Source organism: Thalassospira sp. CH_XMU1448-2, assembly GCF_037027285.1.
Classification (GTDB): domain Bacteria; phylum Pseudomonadota; class Alphaproteobacteria; order Rhodospirillales; family Thalassospiraceae; genus Thalassospira; species Thalassospira profundimaris_C.
The window spans coordinates 88,822-107,624 of sequence record NZ_JAYMEA010000002.1 but is presented as its reverse complement, the minus strand read 5'-3'; the positions used below and the strand labels follow the sequence as shown (position 1 = coordinate 107,624).

Here is an 18,803-nt window from a genome sequence, read left to right as displayed (position 1 = left end):
AGACGCTGGGATATATGGCCGAACTTGACGACGCCATTGACAAGATATCGCAAAGTATTGCCACCACAGGTGCGCTCACCTGCGAGGCATCGCGTCGCTATGACGAGATGTTCCAGACCTTCCGGCGCGAACTTGAACATGCCCTTGATGCCCAGCCAACCATGGCCGATGCCGCACGTTTGGCAATGTCCATGGTCGACACGGCCTCTAAGGCCATCGCATCGAGTTTCCCAAATCCGCAGCATCACGATTGCTGCGATCAATGCAGCGCTTGCTGCAATCTGTTTGTCAGTGTTCCACCCGGTGTCACAAGCCTGATTGCCGATCACATACGCAAGACATTTGATCACCGCGAACAGACAGACCTTCTTGCCCGTTTAAAAAATGCCGCAGCGATCATCGAACAGTCGAAAACAACGGCCGAGGTTCGCGTGCGCTGCCCGCTTCTGGGCGAAGATAACCGCTGTAGCATCTATGATGTCCGTCCGCTGTCCTGCCGTGCCTTTACCTCATCGGATGCAGGACGCTGTCACAGGATGGTCTTTGGGGATGACAGCGAACGTGCAACAACAATTGATCAGGACCCGGGCCATTACCGCCTGCATATCGAGGCGACCGACGCCCTGCAACAGACAGCCTCGCGGCGAAACCTGAACCCGCGGCAAAAGGGCTTTGTGCATGCGCTGCTTGATCAGCTTGATCCCGCGATCAAGTCGCCATCTGTCTGAGCAATCTGCACTTCCGCGCCACCAGCCATTGCAATCCCTGAAAAACAGGACCATTTTCCGCAAGTCGGCTGTTCTGGCCGATCCTATTTTCCACACTCGAACACGGGGCAAATATGAGCAACGCGTCTGATCAACTGGTCGCTTTTGTCACAGGTGCGGCACAGGGTCTGGGTCTTGGCATTTCAAAACACCTTCTTGATACCGGTTGGCGGGTAACGCTGTTTGATCGCGATGAAGACGCCGGCAAAGAGGCCTTTGACGCCCTTGCCCCCGAACAGCAGGACCGCGCCCTGTTCATCGCTGGTGACGTCGCAAACGAAAGCGACGTCAAACTTGCTGTTCAGCAAACCGTTGACCGGTTCGGGCGCATTGATGGTCTGGTCAATAATGCCGGCATTGCAAATCCGCGTTCGGGTGGTATTGAGCACATTGAATGGGATCAGTGGCAGCGTGTGATCAATGTCAATCTGGGTGGTGTGTTCCTTGCGACCAAACATGCAACACAACATCTGCGCCACACCAAGGGTGCGATTGTGAACATCGCATCGACCCGCGCGTTTCAATCCGAAGCCAATACAGAATCCTATGCCGCATCCAAGGGTGGTGTCGTTGCCCTGACCCACGCCCTTGCGGTCAGCCTTGCGGGCGACGTTCGCGTCAATGCCATTGCCCCGGGCTGGATCGAAGTCGGCGACTGGCAGAAATCATCCAACCGATCCCGACCCGAACATAGTGAAACCGACAAATCCCAACATCCGGTCGGGCGCGTCGGCACCCCAAACGACATTGCACAGGCGGTAAGCTTCCTTCTGGATGCAACGAAATCGGGCTTTATGACGGGTGAAACCATCCGCATTGATGGCGGCATGACGCACAAGATGATTTACGTCGAATAAGGTCCGCCAGTCTCCCAAATGAAAACAGCGCAGATATCGCTATCTGCGCTGTTTGTATTTCAACAGACCCGATGATCAATCCGGTTTAGGCCCGCGCCTTGCTCTCGCTCAGACCAAGCGCACCAAGGGCCGTTTTGACAATAGCTGCGGCATCCAGACCGGCTTTCTGATACTGGATCTCCGGCTTGTCGTGGTCAATCAGGCTATCGGGCAATGCCATGGTACGGATTTTAAGACCGTTATCCAAAAGCCCCTGCCCTGCCATGTGCTGAAGGACCATCGCGCCAAAGCCGTTGATCGAGCCTTCTTCGATGGTGATCAGGACTTCATGATTGCGGGCAAGATCGGCGATCAACTGGTGATCAAGCGGCTTGGCAAAGCGTGCATCGGCAACCGTTGCCGGAAGACCGCGCGCTGCCAGATCCTCTGCCGCCAGAAGTGCTTCTGCCAACCGCGTGCCATAGGACAGAATGGCAATCTTTCCACCTTCGCGCAGAATACGGCCCTTGCCGATTTCAAGAACCTGTCCCTCGGTCGGCATTTCAACACCAACACCCTCGCCACGCGGATAGCGGAACGCACTCGGCCGGTCATCAATCGCCCATGCGGTCGTGGTCATGTGAACCAGTTCCGCCTCATCAGCAGCAGCCATCAGAACAAAGTTCGGCAAACAGCCAAGATAGGCAATGTCATAGGCCCCGGCATGGGTTGCACCATCCGCGCCGACCAGACCGGCACGGTCCATTGCAAAACGCACCGGAAGGTTCTGGATCGCAACATCATGAACAACCTGATCATAGCCACGCTGCAGGAAGGTCGAATAAAGCGTGCAAAACGGCTTGTAGCCCTCGCACGCCATACCGGCGGCAAAGGTCACCGCGTGCTGTTCAGCAATACCAACGTCAAAGGCACGATCCGGGAAACGGTCGGCAAAGATATTCACACCGGTGCCCGATGGCATGGCGGCGGTAATTGCCGTGACTTTTTCGTCCTTTTCACCAAGCTTGACCAGCGTTTCGCCATACACCTTGGTGTAGCTTGGCGCATTCGGGGTCGGCTTGGCCTGTTTCCCGGTCACCACATCAAACTTGGCAACGCCATGATATTTGTCTGCGGCACTTTCGGCCGGGCCATAACCCTTGCCCTTTTGCGTGACCGCATGGATCAGGATCGGACCATCAACATCGGCATCACGCACATTTTTAAGTACCGGCAACAGATGATCCATGTTGTGACCATCAATCGGACCGACATAGAAGAATCCCATTTCTTCAAACAGGGTCCCGCCCGTGACCATGCCACGGGTATATTCTTCAAGCTTGCGCGCAGCTTCTTCGATCTGGCGCGGCAGATGCTTTGTCAGGCCCTTCGCAGCGTTGCGCAGCCCCTGATAGCCCTTGCCGGAAATCAGGCGTGACAGATAACCCGACATGGAACCCACCGGCGGGGCAATCGACATGTCGTTATCGTTCAGGATGACAATCAAACGCTGGTCGGTGGCCGCAGCATTGTTCATGGCTTCATAGGCCATGCCCGCACTCATCGACCCGTCGCCGATCACGGCAATGACATTCTTGCGCTTGTCATCGGAAAGCTGGTTGGCCACCGCCATGCCAAGACCGGCCGAGATCGAGGTGGAGCTGTGGCCGGCCCCGAACGGATCATATTCGGACTCGGATCGCTTGGTGAAACCCGAAAGACCACCGCCCTGACGTAGCGTGCGAATACGGTCACGACGCCCGGTCAGGATTTTATGCGGATAGCACTGATGGCCGACATCCCAGATCACGCGGTCATACGGCGTATCAAACAGGTAATGGATCGCAACCGTCAGCTCAACCACACCAAGGCCTGCACCAAGATGTCCGCCCGTGACAGATACGGCATCAATCACCTCGGCGCGCAATTCGTCTGCCACCTGTCGCATCTGCGCAGGCTGCAATTTGCGCAGCTCGTCAGGAGTGTTAATCGTATCCAACAGCGGGGTCTTGGAGGTCGTGCTCATACCGATCTCGATTTTCAATTTTTATATGGCGTAGATTACAACAGGGTGACGTTTCCATGTCCAAGTTGCAAGCTGCGTAAAATAGCGAGGTTCAACTGAATTAGCGACCCTGAATTTCACCTGATTTCACACGTTCGAGAAAGCCGTAAACAACTTGTTCGACAGTGCGATGAATAGCATCGCGTTCACGACCGAAATCACGGCATAAATAGCCAAAGTTTTCAGCAATATACGGGGTACATTGGGGTAAGAATGAATAGTGCCCGGCCCCTTTGACCCGGACAAACTTTGCCCGACCGCGCAGAAGCTTTCGGAAATGCGCGGCATTGACGTGATCATGCAGAATTTCGTCTCTATCGGCCTCGACAAACAGCATCGGCACGGAAACATCCGACAGGCCATCATCAGTGGCCGCCACACCGAATGCCGGTGTCACTGCGATGATTGCCGCAATCCTCGGATCATATTCCGAAACCACCGGCCCGCCATTGGCGGCATGAAGCTGGTCAATGTGATCATCCGTTGGCGCAAACTGGCAAATCACCCTGTCACTTTCGGCATTGAGCGCACAGTAACTTTGCCAAGCCTTGGCATCAAAATCCCAGCCAGCCAGCTTAAGGACCGTCGCCCCGCCAGCCGAATGGCCCAGCGCGTAAATGCGACCCGGGTCGATGTGATCGGCGATTTCCCGATGATCGAGCAACAGATCAAGCGCCAGACGCATTTCGCGCGGACGTCGTTCAATGATCGTCAATTGCCTTGCATCGGATGCATCAAGGTAATTATCCCCTTCATGCTGCGGGGCGGCCACGATATAGCCGCGCCGTGCCAGATATTCCGCCAACCAGAACTGGTTAAACCGATGGCCTTCCGATCCATGCGAAAACATCACAATCGGAAACGGCCCGTCACCGGCAAAGGGCACATTGCGCGCAGCACTGGATGCCACCCCCATATGACGCACCGGCTTTTCCGGCATTTCTGCCGGATACCAGATCGCAAGCGGGAACGGGTCCTTGTCAAACAGCCGGTCACGAAAACCGGCTGTATATTTTGGCTGATCAGTCATGGTGGGGCGCGTGACTGTCTGGCTTACCGGCCGCGTTCAACAACGAACCGCGCCACTGCACGCAGCGGTTCGGCTTCATCGTCAAAGCAGCTCAGATGGTTGATCGCCTGGTCACACAGCATCTTTGCCTGATCGCGGGCCTGTTCCAGCCCCAGCAATTTGACAAAGGTCGACTTGTCCTGATCGATATCCTTGCCTGCGGTCTTGCCAAGTTCTTCGGAACTTGCCTCGACATCAAGCAGGTCATCCTTGATCTGGAATGCCAAGCCCATGTCATGGGCATAGGAACGCAACGCCATGCGAATGCTTTTGGGTGCCTTGCCAAGAATGGCACCGGCTTCGCAGGCAAAGGCAAACATCCGACCGGTTTTCAGCAGATGAAGGTGGGTTACCTGTGCCTGATCAAGGGACTGGCCTTCGCCCGCCAGATCGATCATCTGGCCCCCCACCATGCCATGCGGCCCCGCCGCACGGGCAAGCGCACGCACAAGATCGGTACAGACACGCGGATCAGGATGGGTGTCTTCGTCTGCCAGAACTTCGAATGCCTGGGTCAGAAGCGCATCACCGGCAAGGATTGCGGTCGCCTCGTCAAACTGCTTGTGGCAGCTTGGCTTGCCGCGCCGCAGATCATCATCATCCATCGCGGGCAGATCATCATGGATCAGCGAATAGCTGTGAACCATCTCGACCGCCGCAGCAACGCGCAAAGCAGAATGGCGTGACACCTTGAACAAAGATGCCGAGCTCAGCACCAGAAACGGGCGCAGGCGTTTGCCCTCGCCCAAGGTGGAATAACGCATCGCCTGAAACAGGCGCTGCTCAATCTGGCCATTGGCACGCGGTAAAATTTTGTCGAGTGTCTCACCAAGATCGGCAGACGCTGCACTCAGTCCGGCAAGCAGGTCGTAACTCACCACGGTCTCCGAAAGTTAAGGGGCAATCGCCCTATTCAATTTCAATTGGGGTTGCCGACGGGCGGCCATCCGCATTCAGGGTGATTTTTTCAATGCGCTCTTCGGCCGCACGTAACTTGTCCGCACAATGACGTTTCAGGGCTGCACCACGTTCATATGATGCAATCGCGTCATCCAGTCCAACCTGGCCCTGCTCAAGCTGGCGGACAAGGGTCTCTAGCTGACCCAATGCCTCTTCAAAGCTGAGTTTTGCGATATCATCAGGGATGGCGGAAGATGAAGTAGCCTCGGACATGTAAGCTCCATTTCTTTGAGTGCGCCGGAGTTTACGCGTAAGTCCTGATCAGGGCAACCAGACAGAGTGGAATTTCGTCTTGTCTAAACATTAGGATAACAGTCGCCATCCCTTAGCCCGTCATAAGGGTTCGCACATGCTGCAGCACACTTTCGGCAAGCGACGGCAAATCATATCCGCCCTCAAGAAGCGACACCAGACGCCCCTCGCATTGCGCATCGGCAAGCGCCATTAATTGCCGGGTGATCCAGACGAAATCGTCGGTCTCGAAGCACAGGCCTGCCAGCGGATCGTTCTTGTGGGCGTCAAACCCCGCCGAAACGATCAGAAGTTCCGGCTTGAAAGCTGAAATGCCCGGAATCACGGTTTCATTAAAGGCCGCCTGAAGTTCGGCTGTTCCGGCACCTGCAGGCAATCCGACATTAAGAATATTGTTGGCACAGCCCCGTTCTGTCTCGGCACCGGTGCCGGGATAAAGCGGCCATTGATGGGTCGAACAATAAAACAGATCCGGATCGTTAAAGAACAAATCTTGCGTACCATTGCCATGATGAACGTCAAAATCCATCACTGCGATGCGTTTCAAACCGTAACGCTTGCGCGCGTAATGGGCGGCAATCGCGGCATTGTTAAACAGACAGAATCCCATCGCCCGGTCATATTCGGCATGGTGTCCGGGCGGACGCGTGGCAACAAAGGCATTATGTTCATGACCGTCCACGACCGCGTCAACGGCAACGCATGCCCCGCCGACAGCACGCAGCGCCGCCTTGCCCGATTTTGGCGAAATATAGGTATCGCCATCAAGTGACTTGATCCCGCTTTCCGGAATAGACGCCATCACCTTGTCGACATAGGCCGGATCATGCACAGCCTTGATCAGGTCCATATCGCCCAGCGGGGCTTCTTCCCGGTGCAGAAACATGAATTCCTCGGCCTCGAAAACACGCTGAATGACGCGCAATCGGTCCGAGCTTTCCGGGTGGCCCGGGCCGGTATCATGTTCAATGCAATCGTGATGCGTAACGAACAGTGTCGCCATCTCTTTTGGTCGCCTTCCTGATTGGATCAGCAATATGATCGGGTCTTGCAGGATTATGCTGCGCATCTCCTGCTTATATGCGTGATTTTGGTATCATAATCGCGACGCCGGGCGCGCCGCTTTGTTCTAAATCAGCATATCCCCCATGGGCGCTGCAAGTTCTTTGGTTATTTTTCAAGCCAAACCGGGCGACCTCTGACCGTTAAAATTGCAATCACCTTCACAGTTTCGCCTTTTTCTCGATGTTAGATTTGCGTAATCGACGAAGTTCCTGAAAGCGACGCAAAAGACACCTTTCGACGATAAATTGCCCGTAATTCGGCGCATTTTTGCCTTTAAGCCTTGCAAAAGTCAGGGGGTGGATCAAGAAACGCTTATCAGTGAACTTTCTGATATCAACGCGGAAATCCGGTGTATCGCGAGGTATTCCAACCGAGTAACAATCAAATGATGTCCTGTTGAGAATAAACTGCATCTTGACAGAACCGGCATATACTTGAGAATAAGAACGAGCCAAACATTAGTGTTTGGTGGGTTCAAGAGCCACAACCTTTCAGGTTGTATAAGGAATGGAAACTCCGGTCGCATGATCTTCATCTGCTTTGATGGGATCAAATGACAAAAAAAATCGGATTTTCATTGGGACAATGGCCGCTTGCGGCCAGGCTTATAAGGAAGCCAAATGGAACTAAACCATTTAGAACAAAAGGCCCAACAGGCGAGCACCCTGTTAAAGGCCATGAGCAATCAGAGCAGACTGCTTATTCTTTGCCAACTTAACGAAGGCGAAAAGTCCGTTGGCGAACTCGAACGTATCGTCGGGCTAAGCCAGTCCGCCCTGTCGCAGCACCTTGCACGCCTGCGTCGTGACAAACTTGTTAAAACCCGTCGCGAGGCACAGACCATTTTCTACTCGTTGCATGGTGACGAAGCTCTGCGTGTCATCAAGACACTCTATGGGCTTTATTGCGATACCAGCAGCAATGCCGCTGCTGCGTGAAAATGATCAGGGTAATCCCCCACAAAAAAAAGCCTGCCATTTGTGGCAGGCTTTTTTTTGTGGCTTAACACCATATCACACGCAACAGCATGCCCGTCGGATCATGATCCGCAATCAGGCTGCGGCAGTAACGATACCTTATCAAGCGTTCCCAGCACCTCGAACTCGCCATAGTCGAACCGCATGGCATGGGCGACCCCATTCAGCCCGAAATCCACCGCCATCTCGGTCGAAGGACCATTTTCAGCAGCACCCAGCGGATAGAATGCCAAATTCATGCGATGGAACAGCGTCGTTGCGATCTTGTCAGGATCATCAGCATTATGGTCCGGCTTCTTTTGATCTGAAATGACCACGGCAATCCGGTTGGTCGGTGTTTCACCACTGCCATCAAAGACAAGATCATTGCCAAATTTCTCACCGGCCGCTGCGCGCTCAAGCAACATTGCCGAATGCTGCGTCGGGAACATCGTATCTGCCGGGAGTTCCTCGGTCACTTCAACCGGGACCTGATAGGTCACCTTGACAGCGTCGCTTTCACGGACGGCCGATCCGACGATTTCATCAACCTTGGTACCATCAAGATAGTCGCTCATCCGGAAACGATAATGCGCGCCTGCAAAGTCTTCCCACTGGGTCATGGAATAGGCTGAATTGATTGCGGTTCCTTCCGCGCCTTGCAGAATCATGATCTGCTGCATTTCAGTGACCCAGCCATCGCACATTTTTTCAAAGCGATAACCAAGGACACCCGATGCATCAACCACCGAACTCCCCTGATCAGAACGGGTCATCTTGAAATGATATTCCGCGACATGCGGGACCATTGCACTTTCGACACTGGAAACACTTCCAGCCTGTGCCGCACATCCTGCAAGCCCCAAACACAAGATCAGCGTTCCTGCGAAGGAACGCCGACTTTCTTCAAACTTCGAAAACAAAACCGACAATATCACTCTCCGGTGGCGCCAATCCCGACAATCCAGGGATCTTTAACACCCTTTTTGACAGCAAGAAGGCGTAAATCATTTGCATGTTCTGCCGAAAGCGGACCGACTGCAACCCGCATATAATTGCGACCATTCACAAGCGCGGTCAAAAGCCGGGGCTGATATTCGTTGTAAATCTCAAGGGCCTTCTGCGCACGGGCTTCATTGGCAAAACTTGCCAAGATCACATAATCACCCGGCAGAGGTGCTGCAAGTACATCACCAGCCAATCCCTTGCCATCGACCGCTGCATCAATCCCGGTTGCATTGGCCACAGGCGCATTGTCATCAGTCATAACCGCGGCATCAACCAGGGCAGCTGTCATTGTTTCGGGTTGCGCGGTTTCTGCCGGTTTGGCGTCGGGAACATAACCGGCAATCGCGGCATCGGCTTCGGCCTGCGGATCAAGCACATTGCCTTCATTGCCATAGGACACAACATCACCGGCATCGAACTGCTCGGATGCCGAGGCGACTTCGACCGGCTTTTCATTTGCGGGCGCGCCAAGTTCGGTTTGGGCAATTGTTGCACGCGGCGGAAGATCGGTCTTGATAATCGGCGTTGCATTCATATCAACCGGGCGTGACCAGTTCTCAGCGGGCGCATTGACCGCATAAATCTCGGGTCGGGCGGTACGGATTTCCTGTTTGATTTCCGGCTCGCCCAGTGGGGCGAGTGCTGCTGCTTCTTCGGCAAGAACGATTTCGTCGTCCTTGCAGATATCCTGATCAAACAGCGGACGATGCAGCGCGCAATCCTGTTCGGCAACGATGGACACGGCATGATCTGTCGTGCTTTTTCCTGTGGTGACATAGCTGATCAAGTCACCTGCCAGCTTGGCAACGGTAAGCTCAATCGGCCCACCGCACGCACCGAGTGCCAATGGTGCAGCCACAACGAGTATCTTTTTCACAGGCCATCCCCCGAAGGATCAAATTTGTTATCTTCGCGGTACTTTGGCGCATCGGCAGTTAATATTAGGTAACCAGTTGGCACAAAAGAAAACGGCCCGGACAAAACCGGGCCGTTCATCACATGATATATCCGGGCCCGAAGCCCCGAAACATAATCAGTCTTTTTTCGCCTTCGGCGGCAGCTGCACACGCAGATGCAGTTCTTTAAGCTGCTTGTCTTCGACATTCGAAGGCGCGTTCATCATAAGATCCTGTGCCTGCTGGTTCAGCGGGAAGGCAATGACTTCGCGAATGTTCGGCTCGTCAGCAAGCAACATGACGATACGGTCAACACCCGGGGCAGAACCACCGTGCGGCGGTGCGCCGAATTTGAACGCGTTAAGCATGCCGCCAAACTGTTCTTCGACCACGTCCTGACCGTAACCGGCAATTTCGAACGCCTTGTACATGATGTCCGGACGGTGGTTACGAATGGCACCCGACGACAGCTCGATACCGTTACACACGATGTCATACTGCCAGGCCTTGATATCAAGCGGGTTCATGTTTTCAAGCGACTCAAGACCGCCCTGCGGCATCGAGAACGGGTTGTGGCTGAATTCGATCTTGCCGTCGTCATCTTCCTCATACATCGGGAAGTCAACAATCCAGCAGAACTTGAACATACCTTCTTCGCGCAGTTCAAGTTCGTCACAGACCTTGTCACGGACCTTGCCTGCAAACTTGGCCGCAGCCAAGGCCTTGTCACACACGAAGAACACAGCATCGCCGTTCGATACGCCTGCGATTTCCTTGATCTGCGCAATACGATCGGCATCAAGGTTCTTGGCAATCGGGCCTTTTGCTTCGCCGTCTTCGCCATAAACGATATAGCCAAGACCAGCCGCACCCTCGTCACGTGCCCATGAGTTCAGCTTGTCAAAGAAGCTGCGCGGACGCGAAGCGGCACCGGTTGCCTGAATGGCGCGAACGACCGAACCTTTTTCGATGTTCGAGGCAAAGATACCAAAGCTCGAACCACGGAACGGCTCGGTTACATCGGAAATCAGAAGCGGGTTACGCAGATCCGGCTTGTCCGAACCGTATTTCGCCATCGATTCATCGAACGGAATACGCGGGAACGGGAACGGGGTAACATCACGACCACCGCCGAACTCGACAAAGATCTCATAGAGAACCGGCTCGATCGCGGCGAACACGTCTTCCTGGGTGGCAAAGGCCATCTCGAAGTCGAGCTGATAGAATTCACCCGGCGAGCGGTCAGCACGTGCATCTTCATCGCGGAAGCACGGTGCAATCTGGAAGTAACGGTCAAAGCCAGAAACCATCAGAAGCTGTTTGAACTGCTGCGGAGCCTGCGGCAGCGCATAGAACTTGCCCGGATGCATACGCGACGGAACCAGGAAGTCACGTGCGCCTTCCGGCGAGCTTGCCGTCAGGATCGGGGTCTGGATTTCAAGGAAGCCCTGTGCAGTCATTTTCTGACGCATGGCCGAAATGACCTTCGAACGCAGAACGATGTTCGAATGAACACTTTCGCGACGCAGATCAAGGTAACGGTGACGCAGGCGGATTTCCTCGCCATATTCAACGTCGCCAAAGACCGGCATCGGCAGAACTTCAGCCGCGGACTGAACTTCGATATTCGATGCATAAACCTCAATCTCGCCGGTCGGCAGATTCGGGTTGATGGTTTCCGCAGTACGTTTGACAACCTTGCCATCGACCGTGATCACGCTTTCGGCGCGCGCTTTATCAAGCGTTTCAAACAGCGGGCTGGAGATGTCGATCACGACCTGGGTGATGCCGTAATGGTCGCGCAGGTCAACAAACAGAAGGTTGCCGTGGTCACGCTTACGGTGAATCCAGCCAGACAGACGAACTTCCGCATCTGCGTCAGTCGCGCGCAGCGCATTACAATTATGTGAGCGATAAGGATGCATTGTCATTCCAGGTTGCTTTATATTTTGGGCCGCCAATTTGGCCGCAAAGGTGCATGCCAGACACGCGCTGTCAAACAAAAAACGCACCACAACAGACCCGTTCCGACAATTTCGGAACGTTTCGCGGTGATGTGTTCACTGCCGTTCATACGCGGCGTCAAAATTTCCGCGGTATAAAACGCTCTCGAAGGCGGCGCGTCAAGTGCCCGTCTTGCATATCACCGTCTTGCAGATCGCCAGTTCGTCACGATCCGACCTTGATTGCCTGCAAATCCTTGACCTTGGTAAAGCCGATCAGGGTGCCGGAGCCAAAGGTGATATCCGTCCAGTTTTCCACATCAAATTTGAAATGCGCCAGCGCGCATGTCGGATATTTGCGCGCCATTGCATCTCGGGCCTCGGCGTCCCCGGTCCCGAACAGTGCCTGCGCAAACATCTCGATACCGGGATTATGGCCGATAAACATCACCGACGTCGCGTCTTCATGGGTGTGATGAAGGCTTTCAAGCAACACGCTTTCACCGGCCATATAAAGATCTTCGCTATAGATCACATCGGCATGGGTGGCAAAATCGCGCCCCAGAAGACCAAGTGTCTGCACCGTGCGAGCCGCCGTCGAACACCAGACAAGATCAGGTATCAGGGCCTGCTCACGCAGGAAACGTCCCATAAATGGTGCCGCCTTTTCGCCACGACGGTTGAGTTCACGGTCATGGTCGGCCCGACCGGGGTCGGACCAGCTTGATTTTGCATGCCTGAGCAACAGCAACGTCTTCATGTCTTCGGTCTTTACAGCCATGAATGATGATCAAACGGTGTTCTTCCATGCCATATAGAAGCCTGCAGCGCCATCAGAAAAACTGACACATAAATTTAAGAAAATTGCACGGGCGCAAACAGTTATCCTATACTCCATTTGCAACCGGGAACTGTCGCATAAATTCAAAGACATTCCCTCAATCCGCAGGAGGCATAGCGTGACACACGCCGCTGCAGTTCAATCAAGCGCGATCACCATTGATTCGGAAAGCCGTTTCATAAACCGCGAACTTTCGTGGCTGGCTTTCAACAATCGCGTTCTTGAAGAAGCCCAGAATAGCGGGCACCCGCTGCTTGAACGCTTGCGCTTTCTGTCGATCTCGGCCAGCAACCTTGATGAATTTTACATGGTGCGCGTCGCAGGTCTCGTCGGTCAGTTACGCGCAGGCATGACCAAGGTCAGTCAGGATGGTATGAGCCCGTCCGAGCAGCTGCGCGCCATTACCTTTGATGCCAACCAGCTGATGCAGGATCAGCAACGCATATGGCGACAGCTTAGCCGCGAAATGGAACAACAGGGCATTTCGGTCATTGATCAGTCCGACCTGACCCAGACGGACCGCAAATGGCTTGACGGCTATTTCATGCGCGAAATCTTCCCGACCCTGACACCGCTTGCCATTGATCCGTCACACCCCTTCCCCTTCATTCCCAACCTTGGCTTTGCCATTGTGATGCAGCTGTTTGATCCGGCTGACGGGCACAATATGCGCGGCCTGATCCCGGTCCCGCAAAAGATCGGGCGCTTCCTGCGTCTGCCGGGTCGCAATGAACGCTATCTTCCGGTCGAACAGGCGATCTTGCTGTATCTTGGCAAGCTGTTCCCGGGCTTTGACATGATCGAACATGGCTTCTTCCGTGTTATCCGTGACTCGGATGTCGAGATCGAGGAAGAAGCAGAAGATCTGGTGCGCGTTTTCAAAACTGCCCTGAAACGTCGCCGTCGCGGCAGCATCATCCGCCTTAAGGTCAATGCGGCAATCCCCGAAGACCTGCTGGACTTTGTCATTGATGAACTTGATGTCGCCCTTGAAGAAGTCGTCAAGGTTGACGGTCTTCTGGGGGTTGTCGATGTCAAACAGCTGATCGATTCCGATCTGCATCATGACCTTTTGTTTGCCCCCTATGCGGCGCGTTACCCGGAACGTGTTCGTGACTTTGGCGGTGATTGCTTTGCTGCCATCAGCAAAAAGGACCTTGTGGTTCACCACCCGTTCGAAGATTTCGACGTGGTGGTGCAGTTCCTGCTTCAGGCTGCACGCGACCCGGATGTCGTCACCATCAAGCAGACCCTTTATCGTACCTCGGAAAACAGCCCGATTGTCAAAGCCCTGATTGCGGCTGCCGAGGCCGGCAAATCAGTTACCGCCATGGTCGAACTCAAGGCCCGCTTTGACGAGGAAGCCAACCTGCGCTGGGCGGCTGACCTTGAACGTGCCGGCTGTCAGGTGGTTTATGGCTTCCTTGACTGGAAAACCCATGCCAAGGTGTCGCTGGTTGTCCGCCGCGAAACCCACGGCCTTAAAACCTATGTCCATTTCGGGACCGGGAACTATCACCCGATCACCGCGAAGTTCTATACCGACATTTCATTCTTCTCCTGCGATCCGGCTTTGGGGCGCGATGCGGCAAGCATCTTTAACTTCATGACCGGTTATGCGACCCCGCGTTCCCTTGAAAAGATCGCGATTGCCCCGCATACACTCCGCCCGACACTTTTGACCCATATCGATCAGGAAATCGAAAACTGCAAGGCTGGCAAGCCATGTGGCATCTGGGCCAAGATGAACAGTCTGGTCGATCCGGTTGTGATTGATGCGCTCTATCGGGCAAGCCAGGCCGGTGTGCATGTTGAACTGGTGGTGCGCGGGATTTGCTGTTTGCGTCCGGGTGTGCCGGGGCTTTCGGAAAATATCCGGGTCAAATCGATTGTCGGTCGCTTCCTTGAACATTCGCGTATTGTGGTCTTTGCCAATGGGGCAAAGCTTCCGTCGCGCAAGGCCAAGGCATTTATCTCGTCTGCGGACTGGATGCCGCGTAATTTGAACCGTCGTGTTGAAACCCTTGTTCCGGTTGAAAATCCGACCTGTCAGCGCCAGATTGTTGAACAGATCATGATTGCCAACCTCAAAGACACGGCACAGGCCTGGTACCTGCAAGCTGACGGTTCCTATGAACGCTGCGAAGCCGGTGAAAAGGCGTTTTCGTCACACCAGTATTTCATGACCAACCCGTCCCTGTCAGGCCGCGGTAGCGCCCTGAATGAAGAGGACCCGAATGTCCCCGTTCTGCAGCTTGATGATTGATCCTTCCAAGATGCAGACACACGACCAACAGGTGCCATCAACAGTATGCTAACTGACCAACGGGCTTCCAACCGCATCGCGATTATTGATGTTGGCTCAAACTCTGTGCGCCTTGTCATTTTCGATGGCATGACACGTGCCCCAGTCCCGATTTTCAACGAGAAAGTCATGTGCGGACTGGGACGCGACCCCGAAGACACCGGCAAGCTCAACCCCGAGGGGGTCGAGCTTGCCGTGGTCGCCATGCAGCGGTTTGCAACGCTTTTGCGTGCCATGAAGATCGCTCGTGTAGATGTTCTTGCCACCGCTGCTGTGCGCGCGGCAAGTGACGGCAAACTGTTTTGTGATCGCATTGCAAGGGAAACCGGACTGACGGTCAAGGTAATTGACGGCCTTGAAGAAGCGCGGCTTTCTGCCCTTGGCATTATTTCCGGTGACCCGGTTGCAAGTGGCATTATGGGTGATATTGGTGGCGGGTCGCTTGAACTCGTCCTGCTTGATCGGGGCGAGATTAAAAAGCGCGTCAGCCTTCCCCTCGGGGCCATGCGTCTTCATGCCGTATTCGGTTCGAACCGTGCGCGCCTGACCGCCGAAATCACCCGTTATCTTGACAGTGTCGACTGGCTCTCCGAAGCAAGCGGGCAGCAGCTTTTTGCGGTTGGCGGATCATGGCGTTCGATTGCCAAACTGTTCATCGCCCAGGAAAACTATCCGATTTCTGTGGTGCATAACCTAGCAATGCCCCGATCCGAAATGGATGAACTGACCCACATTATTTCGCAGCAAAGCCGTATCTCGCTTGAAAAGATTGGCGGTGTCTCCAAACGCCGTGTCGACAGCCTGCCCCATGCCGCCCTTGTCATGAACATGCTGTTGGCGCGCATGCGCCCGAACGAGGTCGTCTTTTCCGGCCATGGCCTGCGTGAAGGCTGGATGTATGAAGTCCTGCCAGAAGACTTGCGCCAGCGCGACCCGCTTCTTGATGCCTGCCTCAGCTTCGCCGAGGACGGTGAACGCTTCCATCAGCATGGCGAGGAAGTCGCACGCTGGTGTGCGCCCATCTTCTCCGAACTGCCTGACAATATCGAACGCTTGCGCCTTGCAGCCTGTATCATTGGCGATGTCGGCTGGAACGAACATCCTGATTATCGCGCAATACAGAGCTATAACCGCATTCTGCGTCACCCCTATCTTGATCTGAACCATCATGACCGGGTGTTTCTCGCCTACACAATCGGGTCGCGCTATACCGGCAATTTCAAGGGTGATGAAGCCAGCGACCGGATCCTTGATGATGATGCCCGTCTGACCGGTCGCCTGTTTGGTCATGTCATTCGACTTGGGCATACGCTTTCGGGCGGGGTTGAAGGGATTTTGCAACAAACCCGGCTTCTGCTTGAAGGTGACAAGCTGATCCTTGAGTTCGATGAAAAGGTCTCGACACTCTATGGCGAGGTTGTTGAACAACGGCTTTCAAAGCTTGCCAAACTGATGAACCGCGAAAGCGAAGTCCGTCTGAAATAATTCAGGAACGGTTTGCTTTCGCATACAAAACCGCTATTTTGGGGTTGCCTTTCGGCACCCCGTCCGCGGAAAGGGCTGCGCCCACTCTAGAACGCATATGAAACAAACGGTTTCCTTGCCTGTCAGGCGGACACAGGCCCCATCATCAGGGGAATCGTATGTCCGCGTCACGTACATCCAAATCCGACAAAACCTCTTCTGCACCATCACGTCTTGTCTTTGACGGGCGCTTGAGCCTTGAACAGCAACGCAAACGTGCCAAGGAACTTTTGCGTGCCCTGCACGCTTCTGATCCCGATGCAATCGAACGCCTTGCGCAAAACGGCCAAACGATCCCGAATACAGAAATTTCAGGGACCAAGCTCGCCGATGCCCAGATGGTGATCGCGCGCGAAAACGGCTTTGCCAGTTGGCCAAAACTCAAACATCACATTGACCGTATCACCGAACACACCCGCCAGATCGCAACCGGCACGCAGCCGATGCCTGACACCGGGAACACCCTTCATCTGCGATGTGGTTCGGATATCCGCAACGGACTTCAGATTGCCGGTTTCCTGGGAGACTTTCTGGAATTTGCCGACCCGTTCTGTCAGGGACCGGTGCCAAACCTGCCGCTTGATGAATTTGTATCAGTCAGGGCCGATTTCATTGCCAGTAGCTATCAGATTATCCCCAAAGACGCTCTTGCACGATGCCAACGGGAATATGGCGCTTTAACAACCCTGAGCGACTACGAACATGTTGTTCTCTGGTTCGAACATGACAGTTACGATCAGCTGATTTTGGCATTTCTGATGGATTTCATCGCCGCCACCCGACCGAACACACGCCTTGAACTGATATCGGTTGGACAGGTCCCCGGCGTTGAACGCTTCATCGGTCTGGGGCAGCTCTCCCCGGAACTTCTGATCTGGTGCTGGGAGAACCATCGGCTACCTGTGTCCGAAGCCATGCTGCATGCCGGACAGTCGGCTTGGCAGGCCGTTCGATCATCCAGCCCTGATGCCCTGCAATCCGTCATTGAAAAAGGCGACACGTCCTTGCCCCATATGATTGCGGCATTGAAACGTCATCACGCCGAACGCCCCGATCCGCAAACCGGGCTTGGCCTGACCCAGAAACTGATCCTTCAGATCATTGCCGACCATGGGCCGCTGACAGTCGGGAAGGTCTTTGGTCATCTGATGCGAAGTTACGACCCGCTTCCCTATCTTGGCGACCTGATGTTCTGGACCGAAATTCAGACAATGATGAAATCCACGACGCCACCTTTCACCCTGTCAGGTGACAACAATCAGGATTGGCCAACCCGCACCATCTCCCTGACGCCGGAAGGTACCGAAACCCTGTCGGGAAAACTCAACTTCCTGAAAACCTTCACCGGCACCCGATGGGTCGGCGGAATTGAAATTGCCGGAAACGGCATCTCGAAGAACTAGATCAGGTTGCGTGCAATCCTGAAAATCTCGCTGCGGAGCCATTTATGTGCAGCATTCGCCGCATTCCGGACATGCCAGTATTGAGCAAATCCATATCCGGGAAACGCCAGCGGAAACTCGCAGGTCGCAAAGCCCCCCATCATGTTTTCCGACAGCCGTGACGGTAATGTCGCGATGATCTTGGTCCCGCGGATCAGGTTTGGAATACTGGCAAAGGTTGAAACTTGTAGTGCCGTGCGGCGAGATCGGCCAGCGGCACGAAGCATATCATCAATCGCCGACACATCATTCGCCCCGATGATCACGCGCGCATGATCTGCTGCGCAATAACGATCCAACGTATCGGGTGGCCCATCGTGGAAAGCCGGATCATAAAAGCAACGCATCCGTTCGCGAAACAGGGCCTGCATCGCGATATCAGCATGTTTGCCCGCTGACTGAATACTTATGGCATGGTCAATTTTGCCGTTGCGGAGCAAGCTGACAAAATGGTCCTCGCCACTAATCGACAGAATCTTGAGCCGGATATCCGCCTTGCACGCCTGTAAACGTTGCATCAAGGCCGGCAGGACCACCGCGACTTCATAGTCATTGGCACCAAGAGTAAAGCGCGCGAAGTGATCCGGATTATCGGGATTAAATGTTACCACGCGGGTCAGATCCCGCATGCCTTGCAACAGCACGCGAATTTGCGGTGCAATTTCATCGGCATGTGCGGTTGGCGAGATCGACCGTCCCGATCTTACAAACAACGGATCACCAACGATCTGGCGCAACCGGTCAAGCCCGTGACTGACGGTTGGCTGACCGACACCAAGGCGATTGGCCGCAGCTGTTACCGACCCTTCGTCATAGATGGTCAGAAACAGACGCAGCAAACGATAATCAAGATCCAATTCATCGATATTCATGC

At 54.4% G+C, this 18,803-nt stretch carries 16 protein-coding genes; 6 read left to right on the top strand and 10 right to left on the bottom strand.

The features are described 5' to 3' along the window. Window positions 1-14 precede the first annotated feature (14 nt). Both WA318_RS07815 and WA318_RS07810 read left to right on the top strand, forming a co-directional pair. Window positions 15-728: a YkgJ family cysteine cluster protein gene (locus tag WA318_RS07815; RefSeq protein ID WP_336080498.1), complete on the top strand. Its 714-nt coding sequence runs from the start codon at window positions 15-17 to the stop codon at window positions 726-728. A gap of 113 nt (window positions 729-841) precedes the next feature. Next, window positions 842-1,624 carry a glucose 1-dehydrogenase gene (locus WA318_RS07810; RefSeq protein ID WP_336080497.1) on the top strand — a complete coding sequence of 261 codons (783 nt, stop codon included), beginning with the start codon at window positions 842-844 and terminating at the stop codon, window positions 1,622-1,624. An 85-nt stretch (window positions 1,625-1,709) separates the two neighbouring features. Here WA318_RS07810 and dxs read toward each other — a convergent pair whose 3' ends face one another. From dxs to WA318_RS07785, 5 genes are all read right to left on the bottom strand, one after another. Continuing rightward, window positions 1,710-3,629, bottom strand: coding sequence for a 1-deoxy-D-xylulose-5-phosphate synthase (gene dxs / locus WA318_RS07805; RefSeq protein ID WP_114098778.1), 1,920 nt, complete (start codon window positions 3,627-3,629; stop codon window positions 1,710-1,712). 100 nt (window positions 3,630-3,729) lie between these two features. Beyond that, window positions 3,730-4,698 (bottom strand): alpha/beta hydrolase family protein, encoded by a 969-nt coding sequence (locus tag WA318_RS07800; protein WP_336080496.1) that lies wholly within the window; start codon window positions 4,696-4,698, stop codon window positions 3,730-3,732. A 23-nt stretch (window positions 4,699-4,721) separates the two neighbouring features. Further along, window positions 4,722-5,618: a polyprenyl synthetase family protein gene (locus WA318_RS07795; protein WP_114098780.1), complete on the bottom strand. Its 897-nt coding sequence runs from the start codon at window positions 5,616-5,618 to the stop codon at window positions 4,722-4,724. A 28-nt stretch (window positions 5,619-5,646) separates the two neighbouring features. Continuing rightward, window positions 5,647-5,910 (bottom strand): exodeoxyribonuclease VII small subunit, encoded by a 264-nt coding sequence (locus WA318_RS07790; protein WP_114098781.1) that lies wholly within the window; start codon window positions 5,908-5,910, stop codon window positions 5,647-5,649. A 112-nt stretch (window positions 5,911-6,022) separates the two neighbouring features. Further along, complete coding sequence (locus WA318_RS07785; RefSeq protein WP_114098782.1) at window positions 6,023-6,952, bottom strand: histone deacetylase family protein; 930 nt, start codon at window positions 6,950-6,952, stop codon at window positions 6,023-6,025. Window positions 6,953-7,634: 682 nt separating this feature from the next. Between WA318_RS07785 and WA318_RS07780 the strand changes: the two genes are divergently transcribed. Further along, on the top strand, window positions 7,635-7,952 hold the full coding sequence (locus WA318_RS07780) for an ArsR/SmtB family transcription factor (protein WP_068518198.1): 318 nt from the start codon (window positions 7,635-7,637) through the stop codon (window positions 7,950-7,952). Between the two features lie 101 nt (window positions 7,953-8,053). On the opposite strand, the gene WA318_RS07775 is transcribed toward WA318_RS07780, so the two are convergent. The 4 genes from WA318_RS07775 to WA318_RS07760 form a co-directional block, all read right to left on the bottom strand. After that, on the bottom strand, window positions 8,054-8,908 hold the full coding sequence (locus tag WA318_RS07775; RefSeq protein WP_336080495.1) for an EipB family protein: 855 nt from the start codon (window positions 8,906-8,908) through the stop codon (window positions 8,054-8,056). Beyond that, window positions 8,905-9,855 (bottom strand): SPOR domain-containing protein, encoded by a 951-nt coding sequence (locus tag WA318_RS07770; protein WP_336080494.1) that lies wholly within the window; start codon window positions 9,853-9,855, stop codon window positions 8,905-8,907. Before WA318_RS07770 ends, WA318_RS07775 begins: the two co-directional genes overlap by 4 nt. 156 nt (window positions 9,856-10,011) lie before the next feature. Beyond that, window positions 10,012-11,799, bottom strand: coding sequence for an aspartate--tRNA ligase (gene aspS / locus WA318_RS07765; protein ID WP_114098881.1), 1,788 nt, complete (start codon window positions 11,797-11,799; stop codon window positions 10,012-10,014). Window positions 11,800-12,043: 244 nt separating this feature from the next. Next, window positions 12,044-12,598 carry a SixA phosphatase family protein gene (locus WA318_RS07760; protein ID WP_336080493.1) on the bottom strand — a complete coding sequence of 185 codons (555 nt, stop codon included), beginning with the start codon at window positions 12,596-12,598 and terminating at the stop codon, window positions 12,044-12,046. A gap of 178 nt (window positions 12,599-12,776) precedes the next feature. Here WA318_RS07760 and WA318_RS07755 point away from each other — a divergent pair, with 178 nt between their 5' ends. The 3 genes from WA318_RS07755 to WA318_RS07745 all read left to right on the top strand — a co-directional run bounded on the left by WA318_RS07755 (window position 12,777) and on the right by WA318_RS07745 (window position 17,890). After that, the gene (locus tag WA318_RS07755; protein WP_114098784.1) at window positions 12,777-14,924 is read left to right on the top strand and encodes an RNA degradosome polyphosphate kinase; all 2,148 of its coding nucleotides are present in this window, start codon (window positions 12,777-12,779) and stop codon (window positions 14,922-14,924) included. A 45-nt stretch (window positions 14,925-14,969) separates the two neighbouring features. Continuing rightward, window positions 14,970-16,448 (top strand): Ppx/GppA family phosphatase, encoded by a 1,479-nt coding sequence (locus tag WA318_RS07750; protein WP_336080492.1) that lies wholly within the window; start codon window positions 14,970-14,972, stop codon window positions 16,446-16,448. A 158-nt stretch (window positions 16,449-16,606) separates the two neighbouring features. Beyond that, entirely contained in the window at window positions 16,607-17,890 is a 1,284-nt protein-coding gene (locus tag WA318_RS07745; RefSeq protein WP_336080491.1) for a DUF1835 domain-containing protein, read from the top strand. On the opposite strand, the gene WA318_RS07740 is transcribed toward WA318_RS07745, so the two are convergent. Beyond that, complete coding sequence (locus tag WA318_RS07740; protein WP_336080490.1) at window positions 17,887-18,801, bottom strand: LysR family transcriptional regulator; 915 nt, start codon at window positions 18,799-18,801, stop codon at window positions 17,887-17,889. The two genes, WA318_RS07745 and WA318_RS07740, sit on opposite strands and share 4 nt — an antisense overlap. Window positions 18,802-18,803 lie beyond the last annotated feature (2 nt).

What these genes read in the sequence shown, in the direction of transcription:
- WA318_RS07815 (WP_336080498.1), top strand. Translation starts at nt 15, where the DNA reads ATGGCCGAACTTGACGACGCCATTGACAAGATATCGCAAAGTATTGCC.
- WA318_RS07810 (WP_336080497.1), top strand. Translation starts at nt 842, where the DNA reads ATGAGCAACGCGTCTGATCAACTGGTCGCTTTTGTCACAGGTGCGGCA.
- dxs (WP_114098778.1), bottom strand. Translation starts at nt 3,629, where the DNA reads ATGAGCACGACCTCCAAGACCCCGCTGTTGGATACGATTAACACTCCT.
- WA318_RS07800 (WP_336080496.1), bottom strand. Translation starts at nt 4,698, where the DNA reads ATGACTGATCAGCCAAAATATACAGCCGGTTTTCGTGACCGGCTGTTT.
- WA318_RS07790 (WP_114098781.1), bottom strand. Translation starts at nt 5,910, where the DNA reads ATGTCCGAGGCTACTTCATCTTCCGCCATCCCTGATGATATCGCAAAA.
- WA318_RS07785 (WP_114098782.1), bottom strand. Translation starts at nt 6,952, where the DNA reads ATGGCGACACTGTTCGTTACGCATCACGATTGCATTGAACATGATACC.
- WA318_RS07780 (WP_068518198.1), top strand. Translation starts at nt 7,635, where the DNA reads ATGGAACTAAACCATTTAGAACAAAAGGCCCAACAGGCGAGCACCCTG.
- aspS (WP_114098881.1), bottom strand. Translation starts at nt 11,799, where the DNA reads ATGCATCCTTATCGCTCACATAATTGTAATGCGCTGCGCGCGACTGAC.
- WA318_RS07760 (WP_336080493.1), bottom strand. Translation starts at nt 12,598, where the DNA reads ATGGCTGTAAAGACCGAAGACATGAAGACGTTGCTGTTGCTCAGGCAT.
- WA318_RS07750 (WP_336080492.1), top strand. Translation starts at nt 14,970, where the DNA reads ATGCTAACTGACCAACGGGCTTCCAACCGCATCGCGATTATTGATGTT.
- WA318_RS07745 (WP_336080491.1), top strand. Translation starts at nt 16,607, where the DNA reads ATGTCCGCGTCACGTACATCCAAATCCGACAAAACCTCTTCTGCACCA.
- WA318_RS07740 (WP_336080490.1), bottom strand. Translation starts at nt 18,801, where the DNA reads ATGAATATCGATGAATTGGATCTTGATTATCGTTTGCTGCGTCTGTTT.